General features: G+C 65.2%; 20 protein-coding genes. 10 read left to right on the top strand and 10 right to left on the bottom strand.

Features of this window, described 5'->3' with window-relative positions:
- Positions 1–126 precede the first annotated feature (126 nt).
- Positions 127–1,782, top strand: coding sequence for a tannase/feruloyl esterase family alpha/beta hydrolase (locus tag KLP42_RS20925; RefSeq protein ID WP_215569030.1), 1,656 nt, complete (start codon positions 127–129; stop codon positions 1,780–1,782).
- An 89-nt stretch (positions 1,783–1,871) separates the two neighbouring features.
- Here the strand turns inward: KLP42_RS20925 and purB are convergent, their stop codons facing one another.
- From purB to KLP42_RS20910, 3 genes are all read right to left on the bottom strand, one after another.
- Complete coding sequence (gene purB / locus KLP42_RS20920; protein WP_215569021.1) at positions 1,872–3,173, bottom strand: adenylosuccinate lyase; 1,302 nt, start codon at positions 3,171–3,173, stop codon at positions 1,872–1,874.
- Between the two features lie 128 nt (positions 3,174–3,301).
- Positions 3,302–3,979 (bottom strand): ribulose-phosphate 3-epimerase, encoded by a 678-nt coding sequence (rpe, locus tag KLP42_RS20915; protein ID WP_215569019.1) that lies wholly within the window; start codon positions 3,977–3,979, stop codon positions 3,302–3,304.
- An 82-nt stretch (positions 3,980–4,061) separates the two neighbouring features.
- Positions 4,062–5,159 carry a branched-chain amino acid ABC transporter substrate-binding protein gene (locus tag KLP42_RS20910; RefSeq protein ID WP_252193138.1) on the bottom strand — a complete coding sequence of 366 codons (1,098 nt, stop codon included), beginning with the start codon at positions 5,157–5,159 and terminating at the stop codon, positions 4,062–4,064.
- Positions 5,160–5,400: 241 nt separating this feature from the next.
- Between KLP42_RS20910 and KLP42_RS20905 the strand changes: the two genes are divergently transcribed.
- From KLP42_RS20905 to KLP42_RS20875, 7 genes are read left to right on the top strand one after another with little or no spacing between them, the layout of a single operon-like run.
- Positions 5,401–5,850 carry a flavin reductase gene (locus tag KLP42_RS20905; RefSeq protein WP_252193148.1) on the top strand — a complete coding sequence of 150 codons (450 nt, stop codon included), beginning with the start codon at positions 5,401–5,403 and terminating at the stop codon, positions 5,848–5,850.
- 25 nt (positions 5,851–5,875) lie between these two features.
- On the top strand, positions 5,876–6,805 hold the full coding sequence (locus KLP42_RS20900; protein WP_215569015.1) for an AAA family ATPase: 930 nt from the start codon (positions 5,876–5,878) through the stop codon (positions 6,803–6,805).
- Positions 6,806–6,808: 3 nt separating this feature from the next.
- Positions 6,809–8,065, top strand: coding sequence for a vWA domain-containing protein (locus tag KLP42_RS20895; protein WP_215569013.1), 1,257 nt, complete (start codon positions 6,809–6,811; stop codon positions 8,063–8,065).
- Positions 8,062–8,382, top strand: coding sequence for an XdhC family protein (locus KLP42_RS20890; RefSeq protein ID WP_215569012.1), 321 nt, complete (start codon positions 8,062–8,064; stop codon positions 8,380–8,382). Before KLP42_RS20895 ends, KLP42_RS20890 begins: the two co-directional genes overlap by 4 nt.
- Entirely contained in the window at positions 8,382–9,080 is a 699-nt protein-coding gene (locus KLP42_RS20885) for an XdhC family protein (protein ID WP_215568989.1), read from the top strand. The genes KLP42_RS20890 and KLP42_RS20885 overlap by 1 nt, the downstream gene beginning before the upstream one ends.
- On the top strand, positions 9,077–10,711 hold the full coding sequence (locus KLP42_RS20880; protein WP_215568987.1) for an NTP transferase domain-containing protein: 1,635 nt from the start codon (positions 9,077–9,079) through the stop codon (positions 10,709–10,711). Before KLP42_RS20885 ends, KLP42_RS20880 begins: the two co-directional genes overlap by 4 nt.
- 5 nt (positions 10,712–10,716) lie before the next feature.
- A complete protein-coding gene (locus tag KLP42_RS20875) occupies positions 10,717–11,040 on the top strand; it encodes a TfoX/Sxy family protein (protein WP_215568985.1) in 324 nt (107 codons plus the stop codon).
- Between the two features lie 6 nt (positions 11,041–11,046).
- On the opposite strand, the gene KLP42_RS20870 is transcribed toward KLP42_RS20875, so the two are convergent.
- From KLP42_RS20870 to bcp, 5 genes are all read right to left on the bottom strand, one after another.
- Positions 11,047–11,466, bottom strand: coding sequence for an NUDIX domain-containing protein (locus KLP42_RS20870; RefSeq protein ID WP_215568984.1), 420 nt, complete (start codon positions 11,464–11,466; stop codon positions 11,047–11,049).
- Positions 11,467–11,475: 9 nt separating this feature from the next.
- Complete coding sequence (locus tag KLP42_RS20865; protein ID WP_215568982.1) at positions 11,476–12,972, bottom strand: DEAD/DEAH box helicase; 1,497 nt, start codon at positions 12,970–12,972, stop codon at positions 11,476–11,478.
- A gap of 175 nt (positions 12,973–13,147) precedes the next feature.
- The gene (locus KLP42_RS20860; RefSeq protein WP_215569179.1) at positions 13,148–14,488 is read right to left on the bottom strand and encodes a M23 family metallopeptidase; all 1,341 of its coding nucleotides are present in this window, start codon (positions 14,486–14,488) and stop codon (positions 13,148–13,150) included.
- Positions 14,489–14,628: 140 nt separating this feature from the next.
- Positions 14,629–15,471, bottom strand: coding sequence for a ferritin-like domain-containing protein (locus tag KLP42_RS20855; RefSeq protein ID WP_215568975.1), 843 nt, complete (start codon positions 15,469–15,471; stop codon positions 14,629–14,631).
- Positions 15,472–15,485: 14 nt separating this feature from the next.
- On the bottom strand, positions 15,486–15,953 hold the full coding sequence (gene bcp, locus KLP42_RS20850; RefSeq protein ID WP_215568973.1) for a thioredoxin-dependent thiol peroxidase: 468 nt from the start codon (positions 15,951–15,953) through the stop codon (positions 15,486–15,488).
- A gap of 113 nt (positions 15,954–16,066) precedes the next feature.
- Here bcp and KLP42_RS20845 point away from each other — a divergent pair, with 113 nt between their 5' ends.
- Positions 16,067–19,483, top strand: a complete 3,417-nt coding sequence (locus KLP42_RS20845) for a YhdP family protein (RefSeq protein WP_215568971.1) — start codon at positions 16,067–16,069, stop codon at positions 19,481–19,483.
- Between the two features lie 54 nt (positions 19,484–19,537).
- On the opposite strand, the gene tyrS is transcribed toward KLP42_RS20845, so the two are convergent.
- Positions 19,538–20,791, bottom strand: a complete 1,254-nt coding sequence (tyrS, locus tag KLP42_RS20840) for a tyrosine--tRNA ligase (RefSeq protein ID WP_215568969.1) — start codon at positions 20,789–20,791, stop codon at positions 19,538–19,540.
- Between the two features lie 237 nt (positions 20,792–21,028).
- On the opposite strand from tyrS, the gene KLP42_RS20835 reads away from it, so the two are divergent.
- Positions 21,029–22,222: a GGDEF domain-containing protein gene (locus tag KLP42_RS20835; protein WP_215568967.1), complete on the top strand. Its 1,194-nt coding sequence runs from the start codon at positions 21,029–21,031 to the stop codon at positions 22,220–22,222.
- Between the two features lie 75 nt (positions 22,223–22,297).
- On the opposite strand, the gene KLP42_RS20830 is transcribed toward KLP42_RS20835, so the two are convergent.
- Positions 22,298–22,975, bottom strand: a complete 678-nt coding sequence (locus tag KLP42_RS20830; protein ID WP_142880853.1) for an alpha/beta hydrolase — start codon at positions 22,973–22,975, stop codon at positions 22,298–22,300.
- Between the last annotated feature and the right edge of the window lie 178 nt (positions 22,976–23,153).

Genomic DNA, 23,153 nt, shown 5'->3' with positions numbered 1-23,153 from the left:
GTCGTTTCGCGGTCCGGTGCAAAAAATAATATGCAACACATACTATCTCGCAACGGATCCCGCTGCTATTCTTAGGGTCGGTTGCCCAAGGGGAGTTGCGGCAGCCCGATAGCCTGGGAGGAATTTATGCGAAAAGCCCTTTTTCTCGGCGGGACGGCGCTTGCCGTCGCGCTGCTTCCGCAGTTTGCCATGGCAGCATCCGATTGCGCCGACCTGCTGAAGGACGGACGGCATCCGGCCGGCGTGCAACTGACCGAGGCGGTGGAGACACCCGCCACCGACGAACTGCCGGTTGCCCATTGCCTGGTGCGCGGCAAGACGCCTGACCGGACGGGGATCGACGGCGAGACCTATGCGATCCGCTTCGAACTGCGTCTGCCGCAGGACTGGAACGGCCGTTTCGTCCACCAGTTCAATGGCGGCAATGACGGTGCCGTGGTGCCGGCACTCGGCCCGCTGCTCGGCGGCAACAAGAAGGATACCGCGCTGTCGCGCGGCTATGCCGTCGTCTCAAGCGATGCCGGCCATGATGGCAAGGCCAATCCGGAGCGGGGGCTTGCCGGCGGCGCGGCCTTCGGCTTCGATCCTCAGGCCCGGCGCGACTATGGCTATGCCGCCGTCGCCACGCTGAACCCGCTGGCAAGGCAACTGGTCGAGACCCATTATGGCCGGACGATCGCCTTCACCTATGGCATCGGCAGTTCGAATGGCGGGCGCCATGCCCTGATGGCGGCCAGCCGTCTGGCCGATCAGTTCGACGGGCTTCTCGCCGGTTATCCCGGCTTCAACCTGCCGAAGGCCGCCATCCAGCATGCGCTCGACGTGCAGGCCTGGACGAAGGTCAATCCGGATATTTCGAAGGCTTTCAGCCGCGACGACATGGCGGTTCTGGCCAGGGGCATCCTGAAGGCCTGCGACAGCCTCGACGGACTGGCCGATGGCGTGGTCGGCGATGCTGAGGCCTGCCAGACGGCGTTCAGGCCGGAGGCGCTGCAATGCAGCGGCGCGGGCGGCGACGGCTGCCTCTCCGCCGCGCAGATTGCGGCGCTGAAGACCAGCCAGGCGGGCCCGCTGAACAGCAAGGGCGAGCAGCTCTACAGCAGGTGGGACTGGGATCCCGGCATGGCCTCCTCCAACTGGCGCGGCTGGAAGCTGGAAAGTGCGGTCGATGCCTGGGGCAAGAGACCGATCATCGGCGTGATGGGAGCCGGCTCGCTGGCGCAGGTCTTCACCACTCCGCCAACGGCCGTGGGCGGTACGCCGGATGCGCTGCAGGCCTTCCTGCTCGGCTTCGATTTCGACCGCGACGCGCCGAAGGTATCCGCCAGGGATGCGACCTTCACCGAATCAGCCGCCGACTTCATGATTCCGCCGGGCAGCGACAATCCGGATCTCAAGGCATACCACGCTGCAGGCCACAAGATGATCGTCTTCCACGGCAATGCCGATCCGGTGTTTTCGGTGGTCGACACGGTCAACTGGTACCGCAAGCTCGATGCCAACAATGGCGGCAAGGCGGCAGATTTCGTCAGGCTCTACCGCATCCCGGGCATGCCGCATGGCGCGGGCGGTCCGTCCTATGACGATTTCGATTTCTTCTCCCCGCTGGTGGCCTGGGTGGAACAGGGCAAGGAGCCCGGTGCCGTTGCAGCCGGCATCACCCCCGGCAACAAGGAGGCCGCCGGCCTGCAGGGCAAGCGTTATCTCTATTGCCCCTATCCGCTGGTGGCTCGTTTCACCGGCGCTGCCGCCGAGGACGAGAGCCGCTTTGCCTGCCGGTAAGCTTACGCGATCCGTTATGGAAGGCTGAAATGCAAATCAGCCGGGGCGTTTGGACGTCCCGGCTGATTTTTTGATTCAGGATCAGATGCTTAACCGAACACGCGCTTGAAGATCGTGTCGACATGCTTGGTGTGGTAGCCAAGGTCGAATTTTTCGCGCAGCGCCTCTTCTGACAGGGCGGCGCGCACCTCCGCATCGGCCAGCAGTTCCTCGAGGAAATCCTTGCCTTCTTCCCAGACCTTCATGGCGTTGCGCTGTACGAGGCGATAGGCATCCTCCCGCGATACACCAGCCTGGGTGAGCGCCAGAAGCACGCGCTGCGAGTGAACAAGTCCGCGGAACTTGTTGAGATTCTTCATCATGTTGTCGGGATAGATCACCAGCTTCTCGATGACGCCGGCCAGCCGGTTCAGCGCGAAGTCGAGCGTGATCGTCGCATCCGGGCCGATGCCGCGCTCGACGGAGGAGTGCGAGATGTCGCGCTCGTGCCAGAGCGCCACGTTTTCGAGCGCCGGCACCACAGCCATGCGCACCAGTCGGGCAAGGCCGGTCAGGTTTTCGGTGAGCACCGGATTGCGCTTGTGCGGCATGGCCGAGGAGCCCTTCTGGCCCGGCGAGAAGAATTCCTCCGCTTCCAGCACTTCGGTGCGCTGCATGTGGCGGATCTCGATCGCGACGTTCTCGATCGAGGAGGCGATCACGCCGAGGGTGGCGAAGAACATTGCGTGGCGGTCGCGCGGGATGACCTGGGTCGAGACCGGTTCCGGCACGAGGCCGAGCTTTGCGCAGACATGTTCCTCGACGCGCGGATCGATGTTGGCGAAGGTGCCGACGGCGCCGGAAATCGCGCCGGTGGCTATCTCGGCGCGGGCATTGACCAGACGGCTGCGGTTGCGCGCCATTTCGGCATGGAAACGGGCAAAGGTCAGGCCCATGGTGGTCGGCTCGGCATGGATGCCGTGGCTGCGGCCGATGCGGATCGTGTCCTTGTGCTCGAAGGCGCGGCTCTTCAGCGCCGCCAGCACGCGGTCCATGTCGGCAATCAGGATGTCTGCGGCGCGCACCAGCTGGATGTTGAGCGTGGTGTCGAGCACGTCGGACGAGGTCATTCCCTGGTGCACGAAGCGGGAATCGGGGCCTACGAATTCGGCGAGGTGAGTTAGGAAGGCGATGACGTCATGCTTGGTGACGGCTTCGATCTCGTCGATGCGGGCCACGTCGAACTCGGCCGCGCCGCCCTTTTCCCAGATGGTCCTGGCCGCATCCTTCGGGATCACGCCGAGTTCGGCAAGCGCGTCGCAGGCATGGGCTTCGATCTCGAACCAGATGCGGAACTTCGTTTCGGGCGACCAGATGGCGACCATTTCCGGACGGGAGTAGCGGGGGATCATCGACGTTTTCCTTGGCGGTTTTCAGGAATTGCGCCCGCTTTAGCAAGAAGCGCCGCCAAGCTCAACTTGGGCGGCGCGACAGGGCGGCGGGGGCGTTGGGATCGGCCGCTCGCGGCCTTTCCCGTGTCTCAGGCGCGGGCCGTCTCGGCGGCGCCGCGCAGGGCGGTGACTGCCGTCCTGTAGTCGTCGAGGCCGTTGCCCTTGTAGATGGCCGAGCCCGCGACGAAGACATTGGCGCCGGCAGCCGCGGCCGCACCGATCGTTTCGACGGTGATGCCGCCATCCACCTGCAGCTCGATCGGCCGTTCGCCGATCATGGCCTTCGCAGCGCGGATCTTCTCGATCATGGCGGGAATGAATTTCTGCCCGCCGAAGCCCGGATTGACGCTCATGATCAGGATGAGGTCGACATCGTCGAGTACGTTTTCCAGCACGGATAGCGGCGCGGCCGGGTTCAGCGTCACGCCCACCTTCTTGCCGAGCGCGCGGATGGTCTGCAGCGAGCGGTGCAGGTGCGGCCCGGCCTCGGCATGCACGGTGATGCTGTCGCAGCCGGCGCGCGCGAAGGCTTCCAGATAGGGATCGGCCGGGGCGATCATCAGGTGGCAGTCGAAGAAGGCGGTGGTGTGCGGGCGCAGCGCCTTGATCACGTCGGGGCCGAAGGAGATGTTCGGTACGAAATGCCCGTCCATCACGTCGAGATGCACCCAGTCCGCGCCGGCCTCCACGACATCGCGCACCTCCTGGCCGAGCTTCGAAAAATCGGCGGCGAGAATGGACGGGGCAATGCGGATGGGCAAGGGCATGGCGGGTTCCTCCGGCAGGCAGATGGATGATGGCCGGTCCGCTTAACACCGTGTGGTGGCCGGCACAATCCGGCTTCCGGCCTTATTCCGTCGCCGGGCCCAGCACCTCGAAGCCGCTGCCGCTCCATTGCTGCAGCAGGAAGGGATTGCGGGCGAGTTCGTGATCGGCGCGAAACCGCACGGGACCGATGACGGTATCGACGGAAAGGCCGGCAAGCGCCTCGGCGATCGTGCCCTTCCTCGCTTCGGCAGCGCGGGCTGCGGCGCTTGCCACCTGCAGGGCCGCATAGGCGGGCAGGGTATAGCCGTCCGGCTCGAAACCAGCGGTGCGCAGGCCGGCTGCGGCGGCTTGCGCCTCCGGCAGCGTCGCGTAATCGGGCAGGGCAACCGCCAGCACGCCTTCGCGCAACGCAACCGGCCGGTCGGCAGCGCGCATCACGTCGCCACCGATGAAATAGAGGCCTGCGCCTTCGGCCGCGGCATCGCGGGCCATGATCGACACATCGCCGCGGTCGCCGCCCACCAGCACATGCGTGGCACCGGCCTTCACCAGGCGACGCACCAGCGCCAGCTGCTGTTCCTGGCCGGGCCGAAATGTATCGGTGAAGACGGGCTTTATGCCGCCTGCCTCCAGTTTCTGGCGCACGGCGCTGGTCAGTTCGCGGCCGTAGATGGTACCATCATCCACCAGTGCGATCGGCCGGTTCTGGTAGCGGGTCAGGATGGTCTCGGCGAGCTTGTCCGCCTCCTCGCCATCGACCGGCCCCAGTCGGAACAGCGGCCAGCCGTAGCGTGCGGCATCCTCCATCAGGATGCGCGAGCGCACAGACACCGTGATGGCCGCAATGGCTGCAGTCTTCAGAAGCGGCAGCGCATCCGACAGGGTTTCGACGCAGAGAAAGCCGATGGCAACCGTGGCGCCCGCCTGGCGCAGCTTGTCCGCCACGGCCTTTCCGCCGCCCTGATCGCAACTTTCAGCCACCGGAACGATGCTGTCGCCTGCCGCCACGGCCGCCTGCGCGCCCCGCAGAATCTGCTGGCCGAGCAGGGCATAGGGGCCATCCTGCGGAGCGACGACGCCGATCGTGGCGGCCGTCGCGGGCTGAAACGCCAGAAGACCGGCTGCCAGCAGGGCGGCCGGACCGGAATTTGGCGGCAATCGGTTCATCAATCGGCGCATGGCTCACATTTATCCCTGCGGCGGCGGGCGTCAAAGGAAAATCCGCTTCCTCGGCGATCGGGACCGTCGAATCCGGATGCGGCGTGGACAAGCCGCCCCTTGTTCACCATATGCTTTGCAAGGGCAAGCGGCGACTTCAGCGCCGGATTGACCGGAACAGGCGGTGGGGAGGATGCCGAACGTGACGATTTCCGAAAAGCCGGAGCCGAGGCTCGTCGATCCCGCCCTCTATCGCAACGGCATGGCGCGCTATGCCGGCCATGTGCAGGCGCTGACGACGGAGTGGGAGGGCATCCGGCGCGGCGTGACGGTGACGGCCGCCTGCTCGGTCTCCGACGATCCGGCCACCGTTCTTGCCTGCCTCAACGCCAGCAATGAAGCCAATGCGATCTTCGAGACAAGCGGCCGCTTCGCGCTCAACACGCTTGCGGCACATCACCAGGCGCTGGCCCGTGCGCTGGCCGGCTTCGACCGCCTGCCGGTGGAGGATCGTTTCGCACTGGCCGAGTGGACGACGCTTGCCACCGGCGCGCCGATCCTCGCCGATGCCCTTGTCGCCTTCGATTGCCGGCTGATCGACATTCGCCGCATGTCCACCCATATCGTCCTGTTCGGACAGGTGGTGGACTTGCATTTCGGGCCGGACGATCAGGCGCTCGTCTATCTGGACCGCGCATTTCACGCGCTGTAGGCTGTGGGTGACGGGAGAAGAGATCATGTCATCAGACATCGCGCGCAGACTGCCGGCCTCCATCGATGACACCCAGGCGCTGCTGGAGGAGCAGGATTATCTGGCCGGCCGCGGGCTTGCGACCGTCATCTTTCTGGCGCTGCGCATGAAGCGCCCGCTGTTTCTGGAAGGCGAGGCCGGTGTCGGCAAGACGGAGATCGCCAAGGCGCTGTCGCGCGGGCTCAACCGTCCGCTGATCCGCCTGCAGTGTTACGAGGGGCTCGACGTCGCCTCTGCAGTCTACGAATGGAATTTCCCGGCGCAGATGCTGGACATAAGGCTTGCTGAGGCCTCCGGTCTTGCCGATCGCGACCGGTTGGAGACCAGCCTCTATTGTGAACGTCATCTGATCCGCCGTCCGGTGCTGCAGGCATTGGGTGCCGCCGGCGAGGCGGCGCCCGTGTTCCTGATCGACGAACTCGATCGCACCGACGAAGCCTTCGAGGCCTTCCTGCTGGAGGTTCTCTCGGATTTTCAGGTGACGATCCCCGAACTGGGCACGATCCGCGCGGCCGAGCCGCCGATCGTCATCATCACCACCAATCGCACGCGTGAAATTCACGACGCGCTGAAGCGCCGATGCCTTTACCACTGGGTGGATTATCCCGATGCCGCCCAGGAACTGGCGATCCTGAGGCGGAAGGTGCCGGGTGCTTCCGAGGCGCTGTCGCGGCAGGTGGTGGCCTATGTGCAGCGTCTGCGCACCATCGACCTGTTCAAGAATCCGGGTGTCGCAGAAACCATCGACTGGGCAACCGCGCTGACGGAGCTTGACCGGCTGGCCCTCGACCCGGAGACGATTTCCGATACGCTTGGCACGCTCCTGAAATATCAGGAGGACATTGCCCGCATCCGTGGCGGCGAGGGCGAGGCGATTCTTTCCGAGATCCGCGCCGAACTTCTGGCGGCGGGCTGAGCCATGGCCGGGCCTAACCAAGCCGATGGCGCTCTCCTCCCGCCCGTTGGTGCGGGCGAGGGAAAGCTTGCCGAGAACATTCTCCACTTCTCGCGGGTGCTGCGCCGCGCCGGGCTGAAAACCTCGCCGCAGGCAACGCTGGACGCGGTGGCGGCCGTGGAGGCGGTGGGGATCGGTGCCAGGGAGGAATTTCATGCCGCGCTTGCCGCCGTCTTCGTCAAGCGGCGCGAGGACATGGCCGTGTTCGACGAGGCCTTTCGCCTGTTCTGGCGAAAGCGCGACCTCGTGGAAAAGATGATCCAGATGATGTCGCCACGGGTGGCCGACAGCCGCGAACGGGAAAAGCCGAAGCCGGCTGCTGCGCGCGTCAGCGATTCGCTCGTCGGCAACCACCAGCGGACACCGAAGCGCGAGGCGCCGCCGCAGGTGGAGACGGATGCCCGCTTCACCGCCTCAGGCTCCGAAGTGCTGCGGCAGACGGATTTTGCCCAGATGACGGCGGCGGAACTTTCCGAGGCGCGCCGGGCGATCTCGCGGCTGGTGCTGCCGCTCGATGAGGTCGCGACCCGCCGCTACCAGCCTTCGACGCGGCCGGTGCGGATCGATCCGCGCGCCACGCTGCGCCAGGCGATGCGCAGCGGCGGGGCGCTGATGCTGCCGAAGTTTCGCAGCGTCAGCCGGCGCGAGCCGCCGCTGGTGGTGCTCGCCGATATTTCCGGCTCGATGAGCCAGTACAGCCGTATTTTTCTGCATTTCGCCCATGCGCTGATGGAGAGGCGCCGCCGCACGCATGTCTTCCTGTTCGGCACACGGCTGAGCAATGTCACCCGCGCGCTGCGCCAGCGCGATCCGGATGCGGCGCTGGACGCGTGCACGGCCTCGGTTCGCGACTGGTCGGGCGGCACGCGGATCGGCGAGACGCTGAAGGAATTCAACCGGCTGTGGGGGCGTCGCGTACTGGGCGGCGGTGCCGTGGTTCTGCTGATCACCGACGGATTGGAACGCGACGGGGTGGATCTTCTGGAAACCGAGATCGACCGCCTGCATCGCAGCTGCCGCCGGCTGATCTGGCTCAATCCGCTGCTGCGCTTCGATGGCTTTGCCGCGCGGGCGCGCGGCGTGCGGGCCATGCTGCCGCATGTGGACGAATTCCGGCCGGTGCACAATCTCCACTCCCTGGAGGCGCTGGCCGCGGCTCTTGGCGGTGAGGCAAGCCGCGCCGCCGATCCGCGCCGATTTCTGCAAAGGAGTGCCGCATGAGCGATGGTCTCGATCCGCTGTTGACGGCGGAAGACTGGGCCCGGCAGGGCCGCAAGGTGGCGATTGCCACGGTCATGGAAACCTGGGGATCTGCGCCGCGCCCGGTGGGCAGCCATCTGGTGATCGACGGCGAGGGCAACTTCGAAGGATCGGTCTCTGGCGGCTGTGTCGAGGGCGCTGTGATCACCGAGGCGCTTGACGTGATCGGCAGTGGCGCGGCGCGAATGCTGGAGTTCGGCGTGGCCGACGAAACCGCCTGGCGTGTCGGGCTTTCCTGCGGCGGCCGCATCCGCGTCTATGTGGAAAGGCTCGGCTGATGGATCTCGCTTCACTCAGCCGGCTGAATGCCGCCCGTGCCGCCCGGCGTGCCGCTGTTCTGGTAACCGAGCTTGCCGGCGGTCGCAGCGAAGTGCTGGAGGAGGGCGACACCGCGCCGCCGCATCTGGCGGATGCGGTGAGGGCGGCCTTTCTCTCCGGCAGGTCCGGTCTCGTGGAGACGGAGGCAGGCCAGCTGTTTCTCAACGTGCACCTGCCACCGCCGCGTATCGTCGCGATCGGCGCGGTGCATATCACCCAGGCGCTGGCGCGGCTTGCCGGCATTGTCGGCTTCGACCTGACCGTGATCGACCCGCGCACCGCCTTTGCGACGGCCGAACGCTTTGAAGGTGTCGATCTGGTGGCTGACTGGCCGGAGGACGTGCTCCCGGCCCGGCCGCTTGATGCCTATACCGCGCTTGCGGCCGTGACACATGATCCGAAGATCGATGATTTCGCGCTGGCCGAAGCGCTGCGGCGCGGCTGTTTTTATGTGGGTGCGCTTGGCAGTCGCAAGACGCATGCGAAGCGGGTGGAGCGTCTTGCCGCCATGGGGCTTGCGGCAGAGGAGATTGCCCGCATCCGCGCGCCGATCGGGATCGATATCGGCGCGGCAAGTCCGCAGGAAATCGCGCTCGCCATCCTGGCCGAGATCGTCGAATCCTTCCGGCATCGCAACCTTGCCGGAGCCACCGCATGATCTTCCAGCCGGTGCCGCTGGAGAGGGCCGAAGGCGCGATCCTGGCGCATGGCGTCAGTGTGGCGGGCGGGCGTATCGCCAAGGGCACCATCCTGTCGGCCGGGGATGTGGCGCGGCTGGCGGATGCCGGCCTGACGGAAGTTGCCGCTGCCGTTCTCGATGCCGGCGATCTGACCGAGGATGCGGCGGCCGAACTTCTGGCAACGGCGCTGCACGGGCCGGGGCTGCGCCTGTCGCCCGCCGCGACCGGCCGCGTCAACCTTCACGCCACCGAAAACGGGCTCTTTCGCGCCGACCGCGACCTCATCGACCGCTTCAACCGCATCGACCCCGCCATCACGCTCGCCTGCCTCAACGATCGCACCGATGTTTCGGCCGGCGCCATGGTGGCGACCGTCAAGATCATTCCGCTCGCCGTGCCGGGAGCCGCCGTGGAGCGGGCGCGCGCCGTGCTGGCCGAGGGCGAGGCAATCGTGGTGAAGGCCTATCGTCCGTTTGCCGTGACGCTGATCCAGACCGAACTGCCGGTGCTGAAATCCTCGGTGCTGGACAAGACGGCGGATCTTCTGCGCCGGCGGCTTGGCGCATCGGGCAGTCGGCTCGTGGCGGAACATCGGGTGCCGCACCGGGCGGATGCGGTGGCCGGAGCGATTGGCGCTGCACTGCGCGGACCGGACACCGGCCTGCCGCGGCTCGTCGTGCTGTTCGGAGCCTCTGCGGTGGTCGATGCCGGCGATGTCCTGCCACAGGCGATGCGGCTCTCCGGCGGCCGGGTGGAGCAGGTCGGACTGCCGGTCGATCCCGGCAATCTCCTGGTGCTCGGTTATCACGGAGCAGTGCCGCTCGTCGGCGCGCCGGGTTGCGCGCGTTCGCCGAAGGAAAACGGTTTTGACTGGGTGCTGCAGCGCCTGCTGGCCGGCGAGCAGCCGGTGGCCCATGACCTTTCGGGGCTTGGCGTTGGAGGCCTTCTCATGGAAATTCCGACGCGACCGCAGCCGCGCGAGCGGCTTGTGCGCCCCGGGGCACCGCTCGTCATCGGCGGCCTGCTGCTGGCGGCCGGGCGGGCAAGCCGCATGGGCGAGGCAGGCCACAAGCTTCTGGCGGAATTCGACGGATTGCCGCTGGTGCGGCGGGTGGCGTCGCGCGCGCTCTCGGCGCTTGGCGGCCCCGTGGTGGCGGTGACCGGCCATCGGAGCGCGGAGATCCGCGAGGCGCTCGCCGGCCTGCCGGTGGTGCTCGCCGATAATCCCGATCATGCCAGCGGCATGGCAAGTTCCATCCGTGCCGGCCTTTGCGCCCCGGCCCTGGCCGATGTCGCGGGCGTGATGGTGCTGCTGGCGGACATGCCGGGGCTGACGCAAGAGGATCTTTCCCGCCTGTGCACGGCCTTTCGCAGCGCAGAGGGAGGCGCCATCGTGCGGGCGGTGAGTGGGGGCAAGCGCGGCAATCCCGTCATCCTGCCGCGTGCCACCTTCGATGCGCTGATGCGCCTGGAAGGCGATGTGGGCGCCCGTCATGTGATCGAGACCTGCGGTCTGCCGATCGTCGACGTGGAACTGGGGGTGGCCGCGCAGCTCGACGTCGATACGCCGGATGCGGTGGCCGCCGCCGGCGGGGTATTGCGGGGATAGACGACATGGACAATGAGGCGATCGAAGAACTGTTCGAGCCGCTGGGGCGGGTCACCATCCGCCGCATGTTCGGTGGCAAGGGCATCTACCATCACGGCGTGATCTTCGCGCTCGAACTCCGGGACGAACTTATGCTGAAGGCCGATGGCGAAACGGCGCCACTGTTTGCGCAGGCCGGCGCCCGGCAATGGTCCTACGAGGGCAGGAGCGGCAAGCCGGTGCTGATGCCCTACTGGAGCGTTCCCGACGAGGCTCTCGATGATCCGGATCTGATGGGCAAATGGGCGAGGCTCGCCTATGAGGCCGGGGTGCGCACGTCGACGAAGTGACGCGTGTCAGGTGTTGGCAATATGCGCCAGCGCATCACGGGTGAAGCGAGAGAGCGGCTCTGGCAGAGCATCCGGTGAAAACCAGCCGAAATCGGAAAGCTTGTCCGGCTCAGTCAGGCTCGGCGTGCCTGAAAAGTCGCGGGTGCGGTAGAGAACAGAGACCCAGTGCTGGCCGTCGGCCTCGATCATGTGCTCGGAAACGCAGAGAAAATCGATCGCGCCGATGGAAAGGCCTGTTTCCTCCTCCGCCTCGCGGCGCGCGGCCGCGGCAGAGTGTTCCATATGATCGACCTTGCCGCCGACGATGTTCCAGTAGCCGGCTTCCGGCGCCTTCATGCGCCGGTACAGCAGAATATGTCCATCGGCACGCTCGATGACGAGACCGCAGCCGACACCCGGAAAATCGATACCCGGCCTTGCGGACATGGGCGTCAATCAGCCCTTGGCGTTGGCAACGATCAGCATGAAAGCCGGAATATCGTCGCCGAAGCCGACCGGCGTCGGGCCGTCGTCGTCGTCACGGCGGCGGCGGCGCTCGCGGTGATCGTCATTGGCCGGATTGGGGCGACCATGGTTGCGGCCACCGTGCTGCTGCTTGCGATGATCCGCCTTCTGGTGTTCTGCTGCCACGCTTTCCGTCCTCGTTTCGATGATCTTTTCTTCGACATCCGCAACCGGCTCGGCCGCGCGGGTATCAGGCTTGCGGCCGCGCTTGTCACGGCCCCGGTCGCGATCCCGCTCGCGGCCCTTGCCGCCACGGCCACGACCGTTCTCGTGGCTTTCCATGGGTTCCGGCAGTGCGGAGAGGTCGCCGTTCAGCCACTCGATCTTCTGGGTGATCAGCTTTTCGATGGCATCGAGGAATTTGGTATCGCTGCGTGTCACCAGTGTGAAGGCGGCACCCGAACGTCCGGCGCGGCCGGTGCGGCCGATGCGGTGGACATAGTCTTCCGCATGGATCGGAACGTCGAAATTGAAGACGTGGCTGACATCGGGAATGTCGAGGCCGCGGGCTGCCACGTCGGACGCAACGAGCAGCGTGATGTTGTTGCTCTTGAAGTTGGCGAGCATCGTCGTGCGCGAGCGCTGGTCCATGTCGCCATGCAGCGCGCCGACGGAAAAGCCGTGGCGGTCGAGCGAGCGGAACAGGTCTGCGACGTCCTTCTTCCGGTTGCAGAAGATGATCGCGTTCTTGAGATCGTCCTGGGCGCGGATGAGATCGCGAAGCGCGGCGCGCTTCTCGTAGTCCTTGTTGTGGCAGGCCACCAGCCGCTGCGTCACGGTCTTGGCGGTGGAGGAGGGCGGCGCCACCTCGATGCGTTCCGGGTTCTGCAGGAAGGCATCGGCCAGCTTCTGGATTTCCGGCGGCATGGTGGCCGAGAAGAACAGCGTCTGGCGGGTGAACGGGATCATCTTGGCGATGCGTTCGATGTCCGGGATGAAGCCCATGTCGAGCATGCGGTCGGCTTCGTCGATGACAAGGATCTCGACACCGGTCATCAAGAGCTTGCCGCGCTCGCAGTGGTCGAGCAGGCGGCCGGGCGTGCAGATCAGCACGTCGGCGCCGCGCTCCAGCTTGCGGTCCTGTTCGTCGAAGGAGACGCCGCCAATCAGAAGCGCGACGTTCAGCTTGTGATTCTTGCCGTATTTCTCGAAGTTTTCCGCAACCTGCGCTGCCAGCTCGCGGGTTGGCTCCAGAATGAGGGTGCGCGGCATGCGCGCCCGGGCGCGTCCCTTTTCGAGAAGCGTCAGCATCGGCAGCACGAAGGAAGCGGTCTTGCCGGTGCCGGTCTGGGCAATGCCGCAGATGTCGCGGCGCTGGAGGGCGGGCGGAATGGCGCCAGCCTGGATCGGCGTGGGCGTGGTGTAGCCCGCGTCGGTCACTGCGGAAAGGACTTTCTGGCTCAGGCCAAGATCAGCAAACGTCGTCAATGAGAAAACTATTTCCGTTCCGGTTCGTAAAGAACGCTGTGAGTCGGAACCGCATACGCGTCCGACGATGGCCGCGACATAAGCGCTGCGTTCCGCAAAGTCAAGAAAACAGCGCCTTTGCCGGCCAATTTGGCGCATTCGCCGCAGTAAAGCGCCGCACTGGGTCAATATCCGGTTACTGCAGGTAGCGTTTCAGCTTCAAACCGGCATTGAGGAAGGCGGTGGGGTCGATGGCTTCGCCGTCCTGGCGCACCTCGTAATGCACGTGCGGGGCGGTGGAACGGCCGGTGGAACCGGCCAGCCCGATGACATCGCCCGCCGCCACCGTATCGCCCTCCCGCACGAGAATGCGCGAAAGGTGTCCGTAGCGGGTGAGCAGGCCGTGGCCGTGGTCGATGTCCACCATGTTGCCGTAGCCGCCGCTGTCGCCTGCCGCAACGACACGGCCGGCACCGGTGCTGCGCACGCGCTGTCCGGTTTCGGCCTGGAAATCGACGCCCGCATGCAGGGCGAGACGACCGAGGAAGGGATCGATGCGGTTGCCGAAGCCACTGGTGATCTCGTGGCCGGGGGCCGGATTGCCATAAGGCAGGGTGCTTGCCGCCTGGCGCACCGTTTCAAGCCGTGTGAGTGCCACATCCAGTGCTTCGAGCGAGGCATCGAAGCCGTAGCCGGTGGCGGGCGGCACGAACGGGCCGCCCAGGCCCTTTTTCGGCGCCTTGCCCTCGGAGCGGTCGGATCCGACCGAGACGCCGGTGCGGCGCAGGATGGCGGAAATGGCACTTGCGGTCCGCTCCGCCTCATCCGTCAGGCCGGTGACCCGCGCCTTCTGTTCCTGTTCCAGCGCCTGCAGCGAATGCGATACGCGCGACAGGGTGAGGTCCGTGCCTTCCTTGGGCGCCTCGGGCGCGGTCACCGCCGCGGCGGGGGCATGGTCTCCAAGCCGCAGTGCGGGCTTCAGCAGCCTGTCGATGGCCTTGAGGCCCTGGCTTGCCGAACCGGCGTGCGCGGCAGCACCTCCGTCAAGGGAAGGCGCATAGGCGGCTGCGCTGGCGGAGGGCAGGGCTGCGGGTATGCCCGCTCCCTCGGACGGGACCGTGAGGCCGGAGGCTTCCGCCCGCTGTACCAGCCTCTCGATCCGGTCACGGCGGGAAAACAGGGCATTCTGCTGTTCCAGCAACTGGTCAAGCTGCACCTGCACCGTCCGCTGCTCGATCATCTGTCGCGATGTGATCCGGTCGATCTGCGCACGAAGCGCGGCGATCCGGTCCTCGTATTGCTGCTGCAGCCGCTCCTGGCGCTGGTTCGCCGCGCCGATCAGGTCGTCACGCCACAGGAGATAGGCGGTCGAGCCGCAATAGCCAAACGTGAGAAGGGCGGCGAGACCGGCGGCGGCGGCAGTCATCCAGGGGCGGATGGTCATGTGTCGAATGCGCTCGCCGGAGGCGAGAATCAGCACGGGGCGCGGCCGTCCGGCTGACAGGATGCGATTTTTCCCCGGCTTGGCCACTCTCATCTCCCGCAAAGGCCCGCTGCTGCCTCATCCGTTGCCGGAGTAGAAACCGTTAAGGTTAATGTCGGGTTAATTCAGGCGCTGCTGATGTACCGGCGCTAACGCAGCGATCCCGGTCGGCCGGCACTGCATCGCGTGCCGCGTCAGGCATTGCTGGTCGCGGTCAGCGAGCGATAGAAGGAGGGCGTCAGCCCCGCCTCGGCGCGGGCCAGATCGTTGAAGGGCGGCTTCAGGGCGCCGCGGAAATTGGCCCGCACCAGTTCCTTGAAGGCGGCGGCCGGATCCTTGCGCTCGCGGGCGCACAGGAAGCGGAACCACTTGGCGCCGATCGCCACATGGCCCTTTTCGTCATTGTAGATCACGTCGAGCACGGCGGCGGTCTCCTCATCGCCCGTCTCGCGCATCTTCGCCTGCAGCGAGGGGGTGACGTCGAGGCCGCGGGCCTCCAGAATCAGCGGCACGACGGCGAGGCGGGCCGTCAGGTCGTTGCGGGTGGCATGCGCCGCCTGCCACAGGCCGTCATGCGCCGGCATGTCGCCGTAATCGGCGCCGAGATCGTTGAGGCGCTGGCGTACCATGCGAAAATGCTTGGCCTCTTCGAAGGCGACCTGCATCCAGCCATCGAAGAAGGAATTCGGCACCGGCTCGGTGGCGTAGCGCGCCACGATGTCGAGAGCAAGATCCACGGCATTGAGCTCGATATGGGCGATGGCATGCAGGATCGCGATGCGTCCCTTGACCGTGTGCAGGGAGCGTTTCTCCACCAGCTTGGGCGGAACCAGTTCGGGCTTGTCCGGTCGGCCGGGACGCTCCGGCAGGGGCGGATCAAGCGGAGAGCGCAGCGACAGGCGGCGCTGGAACCAGCGGGTCGCCGCTTCCTGTGCCAGGGCCGTTTTGAGGGAAAGATCCGGCGAGGAGATTGCAAGGATCGCACCGCCACGCAGCGATGCAATGGAAGGAAGGGCGGTGAAGGGGGCCTCGGTCATGGCCCCGTCCTTTGTCACAGGGCCTTGGCCGCTGCAAGCACTTCCTCTGCATGGCCGTCGACCTTCACCTTCGGCCAGACGCGGGCGATCGTGCCGTCGGCGGCAATCAGGAAGGTGGAACGCTCGATGCCCATATACTTCTTGCCGTACATGCTCTTTTCCTTCCACACGCCATAGGCGTTGGCAGCCAACTGCTCCTCGTCGGCGGCAAGGACGACGGACAGGTTGTGCTTCTTGATGAACTTGTCGTGCTTGGCGGCCGAATCGGGCGAGATGCCGATGACGGTCGTGCCGGCCGTTTCGAATTCGCCGGCAAGGGCCGTGAACTGCAGTGCCTCTGTGGTGCAGCCGCTGGTGTCATCCTTGGGATAGAAATAGACGACCACGGGCTTGCCCTTGAGATCGGAGAGGGTGATCGTGCCGCCGCCATCGCGCGGGAGGGTAAAATCGGGGGCGGGCATGCCGCTTTCGAGCTCGGACATGGTTTTCCTTTCTTTCGCCTGCATGTTGGGAAAATGTCGCCGCATTGCGTATATACTGGCGCGGAATTGGTCCAGATCACCCGAATCGGGTGTCCTGCCGAGATTTGGAGGCCATGGCGGAAATCAGAGGGGAAAAGGTGACGTTCCGCCAGAAGGATCTGGTGGCGCTGCACGAGCTGCCGTCGGCCAAGGCGCATGATCCGCTGATCGTGCATTGCCCGGCGCCGTCCTCGCGCGCGGCGACCATTCTGCGGATCTGCCTCGTCTTCCTGCTGTTCTGCGGCCTGGCGGCGGGCAGCGCCTTCTTCGCGATCGAGAGCGGCACCATCGACAGCACGCTGAACACGCGGGCTCAATCCGCCCTCAACGACGCCATCGGCCCCCGCTACAGGGCAACCGTCGGCTCCACGGTACTGCGTTTTTCCAGCGATTTCCGTCTGGCGCTCGAGGCGCGGGACGTCAACGTGATCGAGGTTGCCACCGGCGCGCACCTGACGCGCACCGGGGCCGTGCGCCTGGCAATCGATCCGCTGGCGCTGGCCAGCGGCCGCGTCTCCATTCGCCGGATCTCCGTTCATGATATTTCGCTCGATACGGCGCTTCTGCCGGCCAGTGACCCCATGGATCTGTCGAAGACGCGGGTGGACAGCCTGCCCGGAGCACTGGAGCAGGCCTTCCAGCGACTGGACGAGGCGCGCGGCCTGGTGGAGCGGACCGGCACCGGCGAGGTGCGCCTGTCCGGCATCGACATCCAGTTCCCTCCCGATCCGACCGGCCATGTGTCGCGGCTTATCATTGACGACCTGCGCCTGACGCGCACGGAGCAGGGGCAGGTGGCGCTGACCGGGGCGATGGAACTCGACGGTCGCCGCGCGAACCTGAACGTGCAGTCGACCGCCGTGCATGGGGTGACGCGGGCGCTGAACGCACATTTTTCCGGCCTGGACCTTACTCCCTTCCTGTTGCAGCGCGAGGAGAACGGCGAGCCGCGCGAGGGGCTGCAGGGGGCGATCGACATCGACCTTTCGGCGACGCGCGACACGACCGAAGGCGATCCCTCGCTCACGGCGACGATCCACAACGCGCCGGGTACCTTCTATTTCGACGGCGTGGGCCAGGAGCTTTCGGGGGCTGAAGTCCGGGTTGCCTATGATTTCACCAGGAATTCCATCGAGATCCTGCCGTCGCAGTTCCGCTTCGGGCCGACGGTGGTGCCGTTCACCGGGGCGGTGATAGATCTCGACCGGCTCAATCCTGCCGACCGGCGGCCGGGCTACGGACTTGATCTTCTTGTCAGCGGCGGGCACGCACAGGCGGCCAATGGCGGCGAACAGCCCACGCTGTTCGACCTGCAGGCCAGCGGCCGCTATCTGACGGCGGCACGCGAGCTCGAATTCGATTCCATGCAGGTCTCCAGTCCCTCCGGCCAGATGGCCGGTTCGCTGAAGATCCATTTTCCGGGCAAGGTCTCGCCGGAAATCAGCTTCGGCGCGCAGCTTCCGCGCATGGACGTGGCCGCGGTCAAACAGCTCTGGCCGTTCTGGATGGCGCGCAAGGCGCGCGACTGGGCAGTGTCCAACCTGTTCGGCGGTCAGGTGACGAACGGCACCATCGCCGTCTTCATTCCGGCAGGGCGCATGCGAGGGCCGGGCGTGCCGATGGATCTCGATGCCAATGAACTGCGCATTGCCTTCGACATTGCCGACACGCGGCTGAGCCTCACCGGCGACATGCCGCCGGTGCGCAATCTTGCCGGTCACTTCGATCTGAAGGGTGAGCAGCTGAATGTCGCGGTGAAGGAGGGCATTTCCTATTTTCCCTCGGGACGCAGCGTCAGTGCGGCCGGCGGCACCTTTGCCATCGCCTCCACCTATGCCAAGCCGCTGATGGCCGATCTCTCCCTCAAGGTGACGGGGTCTGCCGATGCGCTGGCCGAACTCGCTTCCTTCAAGCCGATCAACGCCCTGAAGGAAACGGAGTTCTCGCCCGGCGATTTTCGCGGCGAGGCCGAGGCGCAGGTGCAGGCCCGCTTCGGCCTGATCAAGGCGCACGAGCCGCCGCCGCCGGAATTCTCGGCGAGCATCAACCTGAACGGCGTCAGCATTGCAAAGCCGCTGGCAGGCCGCACCGTGGCCGACCTGAAGGGACGCCTCGATGTGGACGGCGTTGCGGCGCGGCTGCAGGCGGATGGAACGATCGACACCGTGCCCGCCAATATTACCCTGGTGGAGCCCTTCAACAAGGCAGATGCGGCAAGCCGGCAACTGGTCGTCAAGGCGACGCTCTCCAACGAGCAGCGTGAAAAGCTCGCGCCGGGCCTTTCGGACGTGGTGGATGGTCCAGTCGTTGCCGAAGTGACGCGGCTCGACGGCGAGCGGCAGGGAATCAAGCTGGACCTGACCAGGGCAAACCTTTCCCTGCCGGTGATCGGCTGGACCAAGGGGGCCGGCATTGCCGCAACGGCCAGTTTCGAACTGATCGAGAAAGACAAGGGTGCGGATGTCCACAAGCTGCAGCTTGCCGGCGATGGCTTCGGCATTCGCGGTGACCTGCGCATGGACGAGGCCGGGCTGGCCACGGCGGACTTCAGCCAGATGCAGCTGTCGCCGGACGACGACTTCGTGCTGTCGCTGAAGCGTGGCAAGGGGCACATCTACGACGTGTCGATCTCGGGTACTTCCGCCGATCTGCGGCCGGTGCTGGCAAAGCTGCGGACCGACGGCAATGCAAGCGACGAGGATACCAGCAGCAGCGAAGGCGGGGCGCGGGTGCGCGGCAAGGTCGACCGGCTGGTCGGCTTCAATGACGAAAAACTTGGCAACGCCAATCTGTCGCTGTTCGTCAACAACAGCCATCTGCGGGAACTGGATCTGGCCGCGGTGACCGGCAGCGGCCAGGCCGTGGTCGGCAAGACGACCAAGGGGGACCGCGGCGAAACGATCACGCTGACCAGCGGCGATGCGGGCGCCATTGCGCGTTTCACCAATCTCTATGACCACATGCGGGGCGGACTTCTGAACATCCGCGTCGACAACGGCCCGGATGGCAACTGGAGCGGCTCCGTCGACATCCGCAGCTTCTCGCTCGTCAACGAAAGCCGCCTTCAGTCGATGGTCTCGACGCCGGTGGGGGAGGACGGCCGCAGCCTGAATTCCGCCGTCCGGCGCGATATCGATGTCAGTTCGCAGAAATTCCAGCGCGGCTTTGCCCGGGTGATCTATCGGGATGGTGCGCTTGCCGTGGAAAACGGCGTGGTGCGCGGCGAGCAGATCGGCGCCACCTTCCAGGGCATGCTGCGCGATGCGCGCGGACGCATGGACATGACCGGCACCTTCATGCCGGCCTATGGCCTCAACCGTCTGTTCGCCGAACTGCCGATCGTCGGCGCCATTCTCGGCAATGGCCGTGACCGCGGCCTTCTCGGCATCACCTTCAAGCTGACGGGCCCGTTCGCCCAGCCGAAACTGGTGGTCAACCCGCTGTCGATCATCGCGCCCGGCGTCTTCCGGCAGATCTTCGAATTCCAATGAAAAACCCGGCGCGGTGGCCGGGTTTCATCATCCGTTGTCCGGGGGCAATGCCGGTCAGACCGGGCGCACCAGAATGTGCTTCTTCTTGCCGAGCGACAGCTTGACAATGCCATCCGCCGTGATGTTGGCGCTGCCGATCGCCAGGCGCTCGTCGGAGACCGCCTCGTCATTGATGCGCACTGCGCCACCCTGCACATGGCGACGGGCTTCGCCGTTGGAGGCGGCAAGGCCTGCCCGCACCATCAGCGCCAGAAGGCCGATGCCGGCAGACAGTTCCGACGCCGGAACCTCGACGGAGGGCAGGTTTTCCGACAGCGCGCCTTCCTCGAAGGTCTTGCGGGCGGTCTCGGCGGCCTCCTCCGCAGCCATGCGGCCGTGCAGGATCGCCGTCACTTCCGTTGCGAGGATCTTCTTCGCCTCGTTGATCTCGGAGCCGCCCAGCGCTGCCAGACGCGCGATCTCGTCCATCGGCAGCGTGGTGAACAGCTTCAGGAAGCGCTCGACATCGGCATCCTCGGTGTTGCGCCAGTACTGCCAGAAATCATAGACCGGCATCAGTTCGGCGTTCAGCCAGACGGCGCCCGAGGCCGACTTGCCCATCTTGGCGCCCGACGCGGTGGTCAGTAGCGGCGAGGTCAGCGCATAGAGCTGCTCGGTGCCCATTCGGTGGCCGAGATCGATGCCGTTGACGATGTTGCCCCACTGGTCGGAACCGCCCATCTGCAGCCGGCAGCCATAGCGGCGCGACAGTTCGACGAAGTCGTAGGCCTGGAGGATCATGTAGTTGAATTCCAGGAAGGAGAGCGACTGCTCACGGTCGAGTCGGGTCTTGACGCTGTCGAAGGACAGCATGCGGTTGACCGAGAAATGCCGGCCGACATCGCGCAGGAACTCGAGATAGTTCAGCGGGCGCAGCCATTCGGCATTGTTGATCATCAGCGCGGTGTTGCCGGCGCGGTCGTAATCGAGATAGTTGGCGAAGACCCGTTTGATCGAGGCGATGTTCTCCTCGATCATCTCGACGGTCATCAGCTTGCGGGCCTCTTCCTTGAAGGAGGGATCGCCCACCATGCCGGTGCCGCCGCCCATCAGCGAAATCGGCCGGTGACCGGTGGCCTGGAACCAGTGAAGCATCATGATCTGCGTCAGATGCCCGACATGCAGGCTGGAGGCGGTCGGGTCATAGCCGATATAGGCCGTCACGGTTTCCTTGGTCAGCAGGTCATCCAGCCCCTTTTCATCGGAAACCTGGTGGATGAAGCCGCGTTCGTCGAGCGTGCGGAGGAAATCGGACTTGAACCTGGACATGATCGATCTCTGGCAAGAGGTTGCTTTTGATGTGTAGCGCGCCTCTAACACTGTTTTCCGACGGAATCACTCCAAAAGTGCGGCCCGGCGTCCTTGCTGCCACCGCAACCCTAGTTTATGTCGTATTTCGTATTTCGTATTGTCGTTTAAGATGAAATTAATGTTTAACTCTTTTCTTGTCCGTGATGGCTGCGAAGCGCAGAACGGAGGGCGGGGCCTGGGGCTTCGTGACGCTCTATGAATGGAGCAAATTTTTTCCTGGTGATGAACCTGCTGATCGGCCTGTCGTTCTGCGTGGTGTTCCTCATCGTGTCCACCCGCAGCCGTTCAGCGTCCGCGGCACGCTGGATTGCCTCCGCCTATGCCATAGCCTCGCTGTCGACCGTTGCCGAGCTGCTGGTCGCCTATACCGACTGGCCGATGTTCTTTGCGCTGATGGCCTTTTCCACGGTGCTGGGCGGCATGGTGCTGATCCGCATCGGCATTGGAAAACTTTATGGCGTGCCGGCCAATCCCTGGTTTCTCGGCATCTTCTTCCTGGCCTCGGTCTTTCTTGATCTGGTGATCTACGACCTGCCGCGCGGCACCTTCATGCATTCGGTCAGCTATCAGGTGCCCTTCGCGCTGATCATGGTGCACAGCGCCGTCGCCATCGTGCGTTCCTCGCGGCGCATGCTGATCGACCGGGTGATGCTGGTCCTCCTGATCCTCGCCGGCCTGCAGTTCATGGCCAAGGGCGTGCTGGCGGTTCTGGTGGGTGCCGGGCAGACCGCCAAGGATTACGTGCATTCCTACTACGCACTCGTATCGCAGAGCACGACGGGCGTGTTCGTGGTGATCATCGGGCTGATGCTGCTGTCGGTCTTCGTGCTGGAGATCATGGCGGACGAGCGGACCAATTCGGAGGTCGATTCGCTTTCCGGCGTCTACAACCGGCGCGGTTTCGACACCCATTGCGATCTGGCGCTGCGCCGGCGGTCAAGCGGGCCGCATTCGCTGATCCTCTGCGATCTCGATCACTTCAAGAAGGTCAACGACACCTACGGGCATTTCAGCGGCGATTCGGTCATCCGCCATTTCGGCGGCCTGCTGCGGGCGAGCGTTCCCGATGATGCGGTGGTCGGCCGGATCGGCGGCGAGGAGTTCTGCATCCTGCTGCCGGGCGTACCGCTCGATGCGGCGGTGATGTTTGCCCAGGCGCTGCGCGGTTCGGTGGCAATGCAGACGGTGCAGGGGCTGCCGACCGGTTTTCACATCACGGCAAGCTTCGGTCTGGCAGCCTTCCAGCATGCCCATGAACTCAGCATGGTGATGCGCCATGCCGACAAGGCGCTCTACGATGCCAAGGCCGCCGGCCGCAACTGCGTGCGCCAGTACCGCGCCGCGCCGGCCTTTTCCGTGGTGCCGAATTCGAGTTCCAGCTGCACCTGAGGAAGGGGGCCGCGATCCCGAATAAAAAAACGGCCCTGCAGGACCGTTTTTCGAAGGATCGGCAAGGGGTGGGGCTCAGCGGATGCGCTTGGCAGCCGGTTCCGGCACCAGTTCGCCGTTGAGGCGGCGATCAAGGTAATCCTCGCAATCGGCCATCAGTGCTTCCACCCGTCCGTTGAAGAAGTGGTTGGCGCCTTCGACGGTGCGGTGGGTGATCAGGATGCCCTTCTGCGTCTTCAGCTTCTCCACCAGCGCATTCACGTCCTTTTCCGGTGCGACCTTGTCGGAATCGCCGTTGATGATCAGGCCGGAGGAGGGGCAGGGTGCCAGGAACGAGAAGTCGTAGATGTTCGGCTGCGGCGCGATGGAGAGAAAACCTTCGATCTCCGGCCGGCGCATCAGAAGCTGCATGCCGATCCAGGCGCCGAACGAATAGCCGGCCACCCAGCAGCTTTTCGAATCGGGATGCAGGGCCTGCACCCAGTCGAGGGCGGCGGCGGCATCGGAAAGTTCGCCCGCGCCATGGTCGAATTCGCCCTGGCTGCGGCCGATGCCCCGGAAGTTGAAGCGCAGCGTCGTGAAGCCCCGCTTCTGGAACATGTAGAACAACTGGTAGACGATCTGGTTGTTCATCGTGCCGCCGAACTGCGGGTGCGGGTGCAGGATGATCGCGATCGGGGCGTTTTTCTCCTTCGAGGGCTGGTAGCGTCCTTCGAGGCGGCCGGCAGGGCCGTTGAAAATCACTTCGGGCATCGTTACTCCGGTCAGCTTTTTTGATGTTTCCAACCGTTTCACAACCGCTTTGACTTGACGAGCGCGGTCATCTTTTCTAGAAACAGTTTAGAACCATTCGAAATTTGGGTCGGCTGTGCCGCCCAGGTGGTCGTCTCTTACGGCATGCGTGGCGAAAATTTCAAGGGAAATGCGTCGT

Origin of the sequence: Rhizobium sp. CSW-27, from assembly GCF_018760785.1 — a bacterium.
Taxonomy (GTDB): domain Bacteria; phylum Pseudomonadota; class Alphaproteobacteria; order Rhizobiales; family Rhizobiaceae; genus Neorhizobium.
The sequence above is the reverse complement of the archived record's forward strand: the minus strand, read 5'-3'. Positions and strand labels throughout refer to the sequence as shown.

Coding starts and splice junctions, on each gene's coding strand:
- KLP42_RS20860 (WP_215569179.1), bottom strand. CDS start 14,488: ATGAGAGTGGCCAAGCCGGGGAAAAATCGCATCCTGTCAGCCGGACGG.
- KLP42_RS20855 (WP_215568975.1), bottom strand. CDS start 15,471: ATGACCGAGGCCCCCTTCACCGCCCTTCCTTCCATTGCATCGCTGCGT.
- KLP42_RS20870 (WP_215568984.1), bottom strand. CDS start 11,466: ATGTCCGCAAGGCCGGGTATCGATTTTCCGGGTGTCGGCTGCGGTCTC.
- KLP42_RS20845 (WP_215568971.1), top strand. CDS start 16,067: ATGGCGGAAATCAGAGGGGAAAAGGTGACGTTCCGCCAGAAGGATCTG.
- KLP42_RS20910 (WP_252193138.1), bottom strand. CDS start 5,159: ATGCGCCGATTGATGAACCGATTGCCGCCAAATTCCGGTCCGGCCGCC.
- KLP42_RS20830 (WP_142880853.1), bottom strand. CDS start 22,975: ATGCCCGAAGTGATTTTCAACGGCCCTGCCGGCCGCCTCGAAGGACGC.
- KLP42_RS20885 (WP_215568989.1), top strand. CDS start 8,382: ATGGATCTCGCTTCACTCAGCCGGCTGAATGCCGCCCGTGCCGCCCGG.
- KLP42_RS20835 (WP_215568967.1), top strand. CDS start 21,029: ATGAATGGAGCAAATTTTTTCCTGGTGATGAACCTGCTGATCGGCCTG.
- rpe (WP_215569019.1), bottom strand. CDS start 3,979: ATGCCCTTGCCCATCCGCATTGCCCCGTCCATTCTCGCCGCCGATTTT.
- KLP42_RS20905 (WP_252193148.1), top strand. CDS start 5,401: ATGGCGCGCTATGCCGGCCATGTGCAGGCGCTGACGACGGAGTGGGAG.
- KLP42_RS20880 (WP_215568987.1), top strand. CDS start 9,077: ATGATCTTCCAGCCGGTGCCGCTGGAGAGGGCCGAAGGCGCGATCCTG.
- bcp (WP_215568973.1), bottom strand. CDS start 15,953: ATGTCCGAGCTCGAAAGCGGCATGCCCGCCCCCGATTTTACCCTCCCG.
- KLP42_RS20895 (WP_215569013.1), top strand. CDS start 6,809: ATGGCCGGGCCTAACCAAGCCGATGGCGCTCTCCTCCCGCCCGTTGGT.
- KLP42_RS20925 (WP_215569030.1), top strand. CDS start 127: ATGCGAAAAGCCCTTTTTCTCGGCGGGACGGCGCTTGCCGTCGCGCTG.
- purB (WP_215569021.1), bottom strand. CDS start 3,173: ATGATCCCCCGCTACTCCCGTCCGGAAATGGTCGCCATCTGGTCGCCC.
- KLP42_RS20900 (WP_215569015.1), top strand. CDS start 5,876: ATGTCATCAGACATCGCGCGCAGACTGCCGGCCTCCATCGATGACACC.
- tyrS (WP_215568969.1), bottom strand. CDS start 20,791: ATGTCCAGGTTCAAGTCCGATTTCCTCCGCACGCTCGACGAACGCGGC.
- KLP42_RS20890 (WP_215569012.1), top strand. CDS start 8,062: ATGAGCGATGGTCTCGATCCGCTGTTGACGGCGGAAGACTGGGCCCGG.
- KLP42_RS20875 (WP_215568985.1), top strand. CDS start 10,717: ATGGACAATGAGGCGATCGAAGAACTGTTCGAGCCGCTGGGGCGGGTC.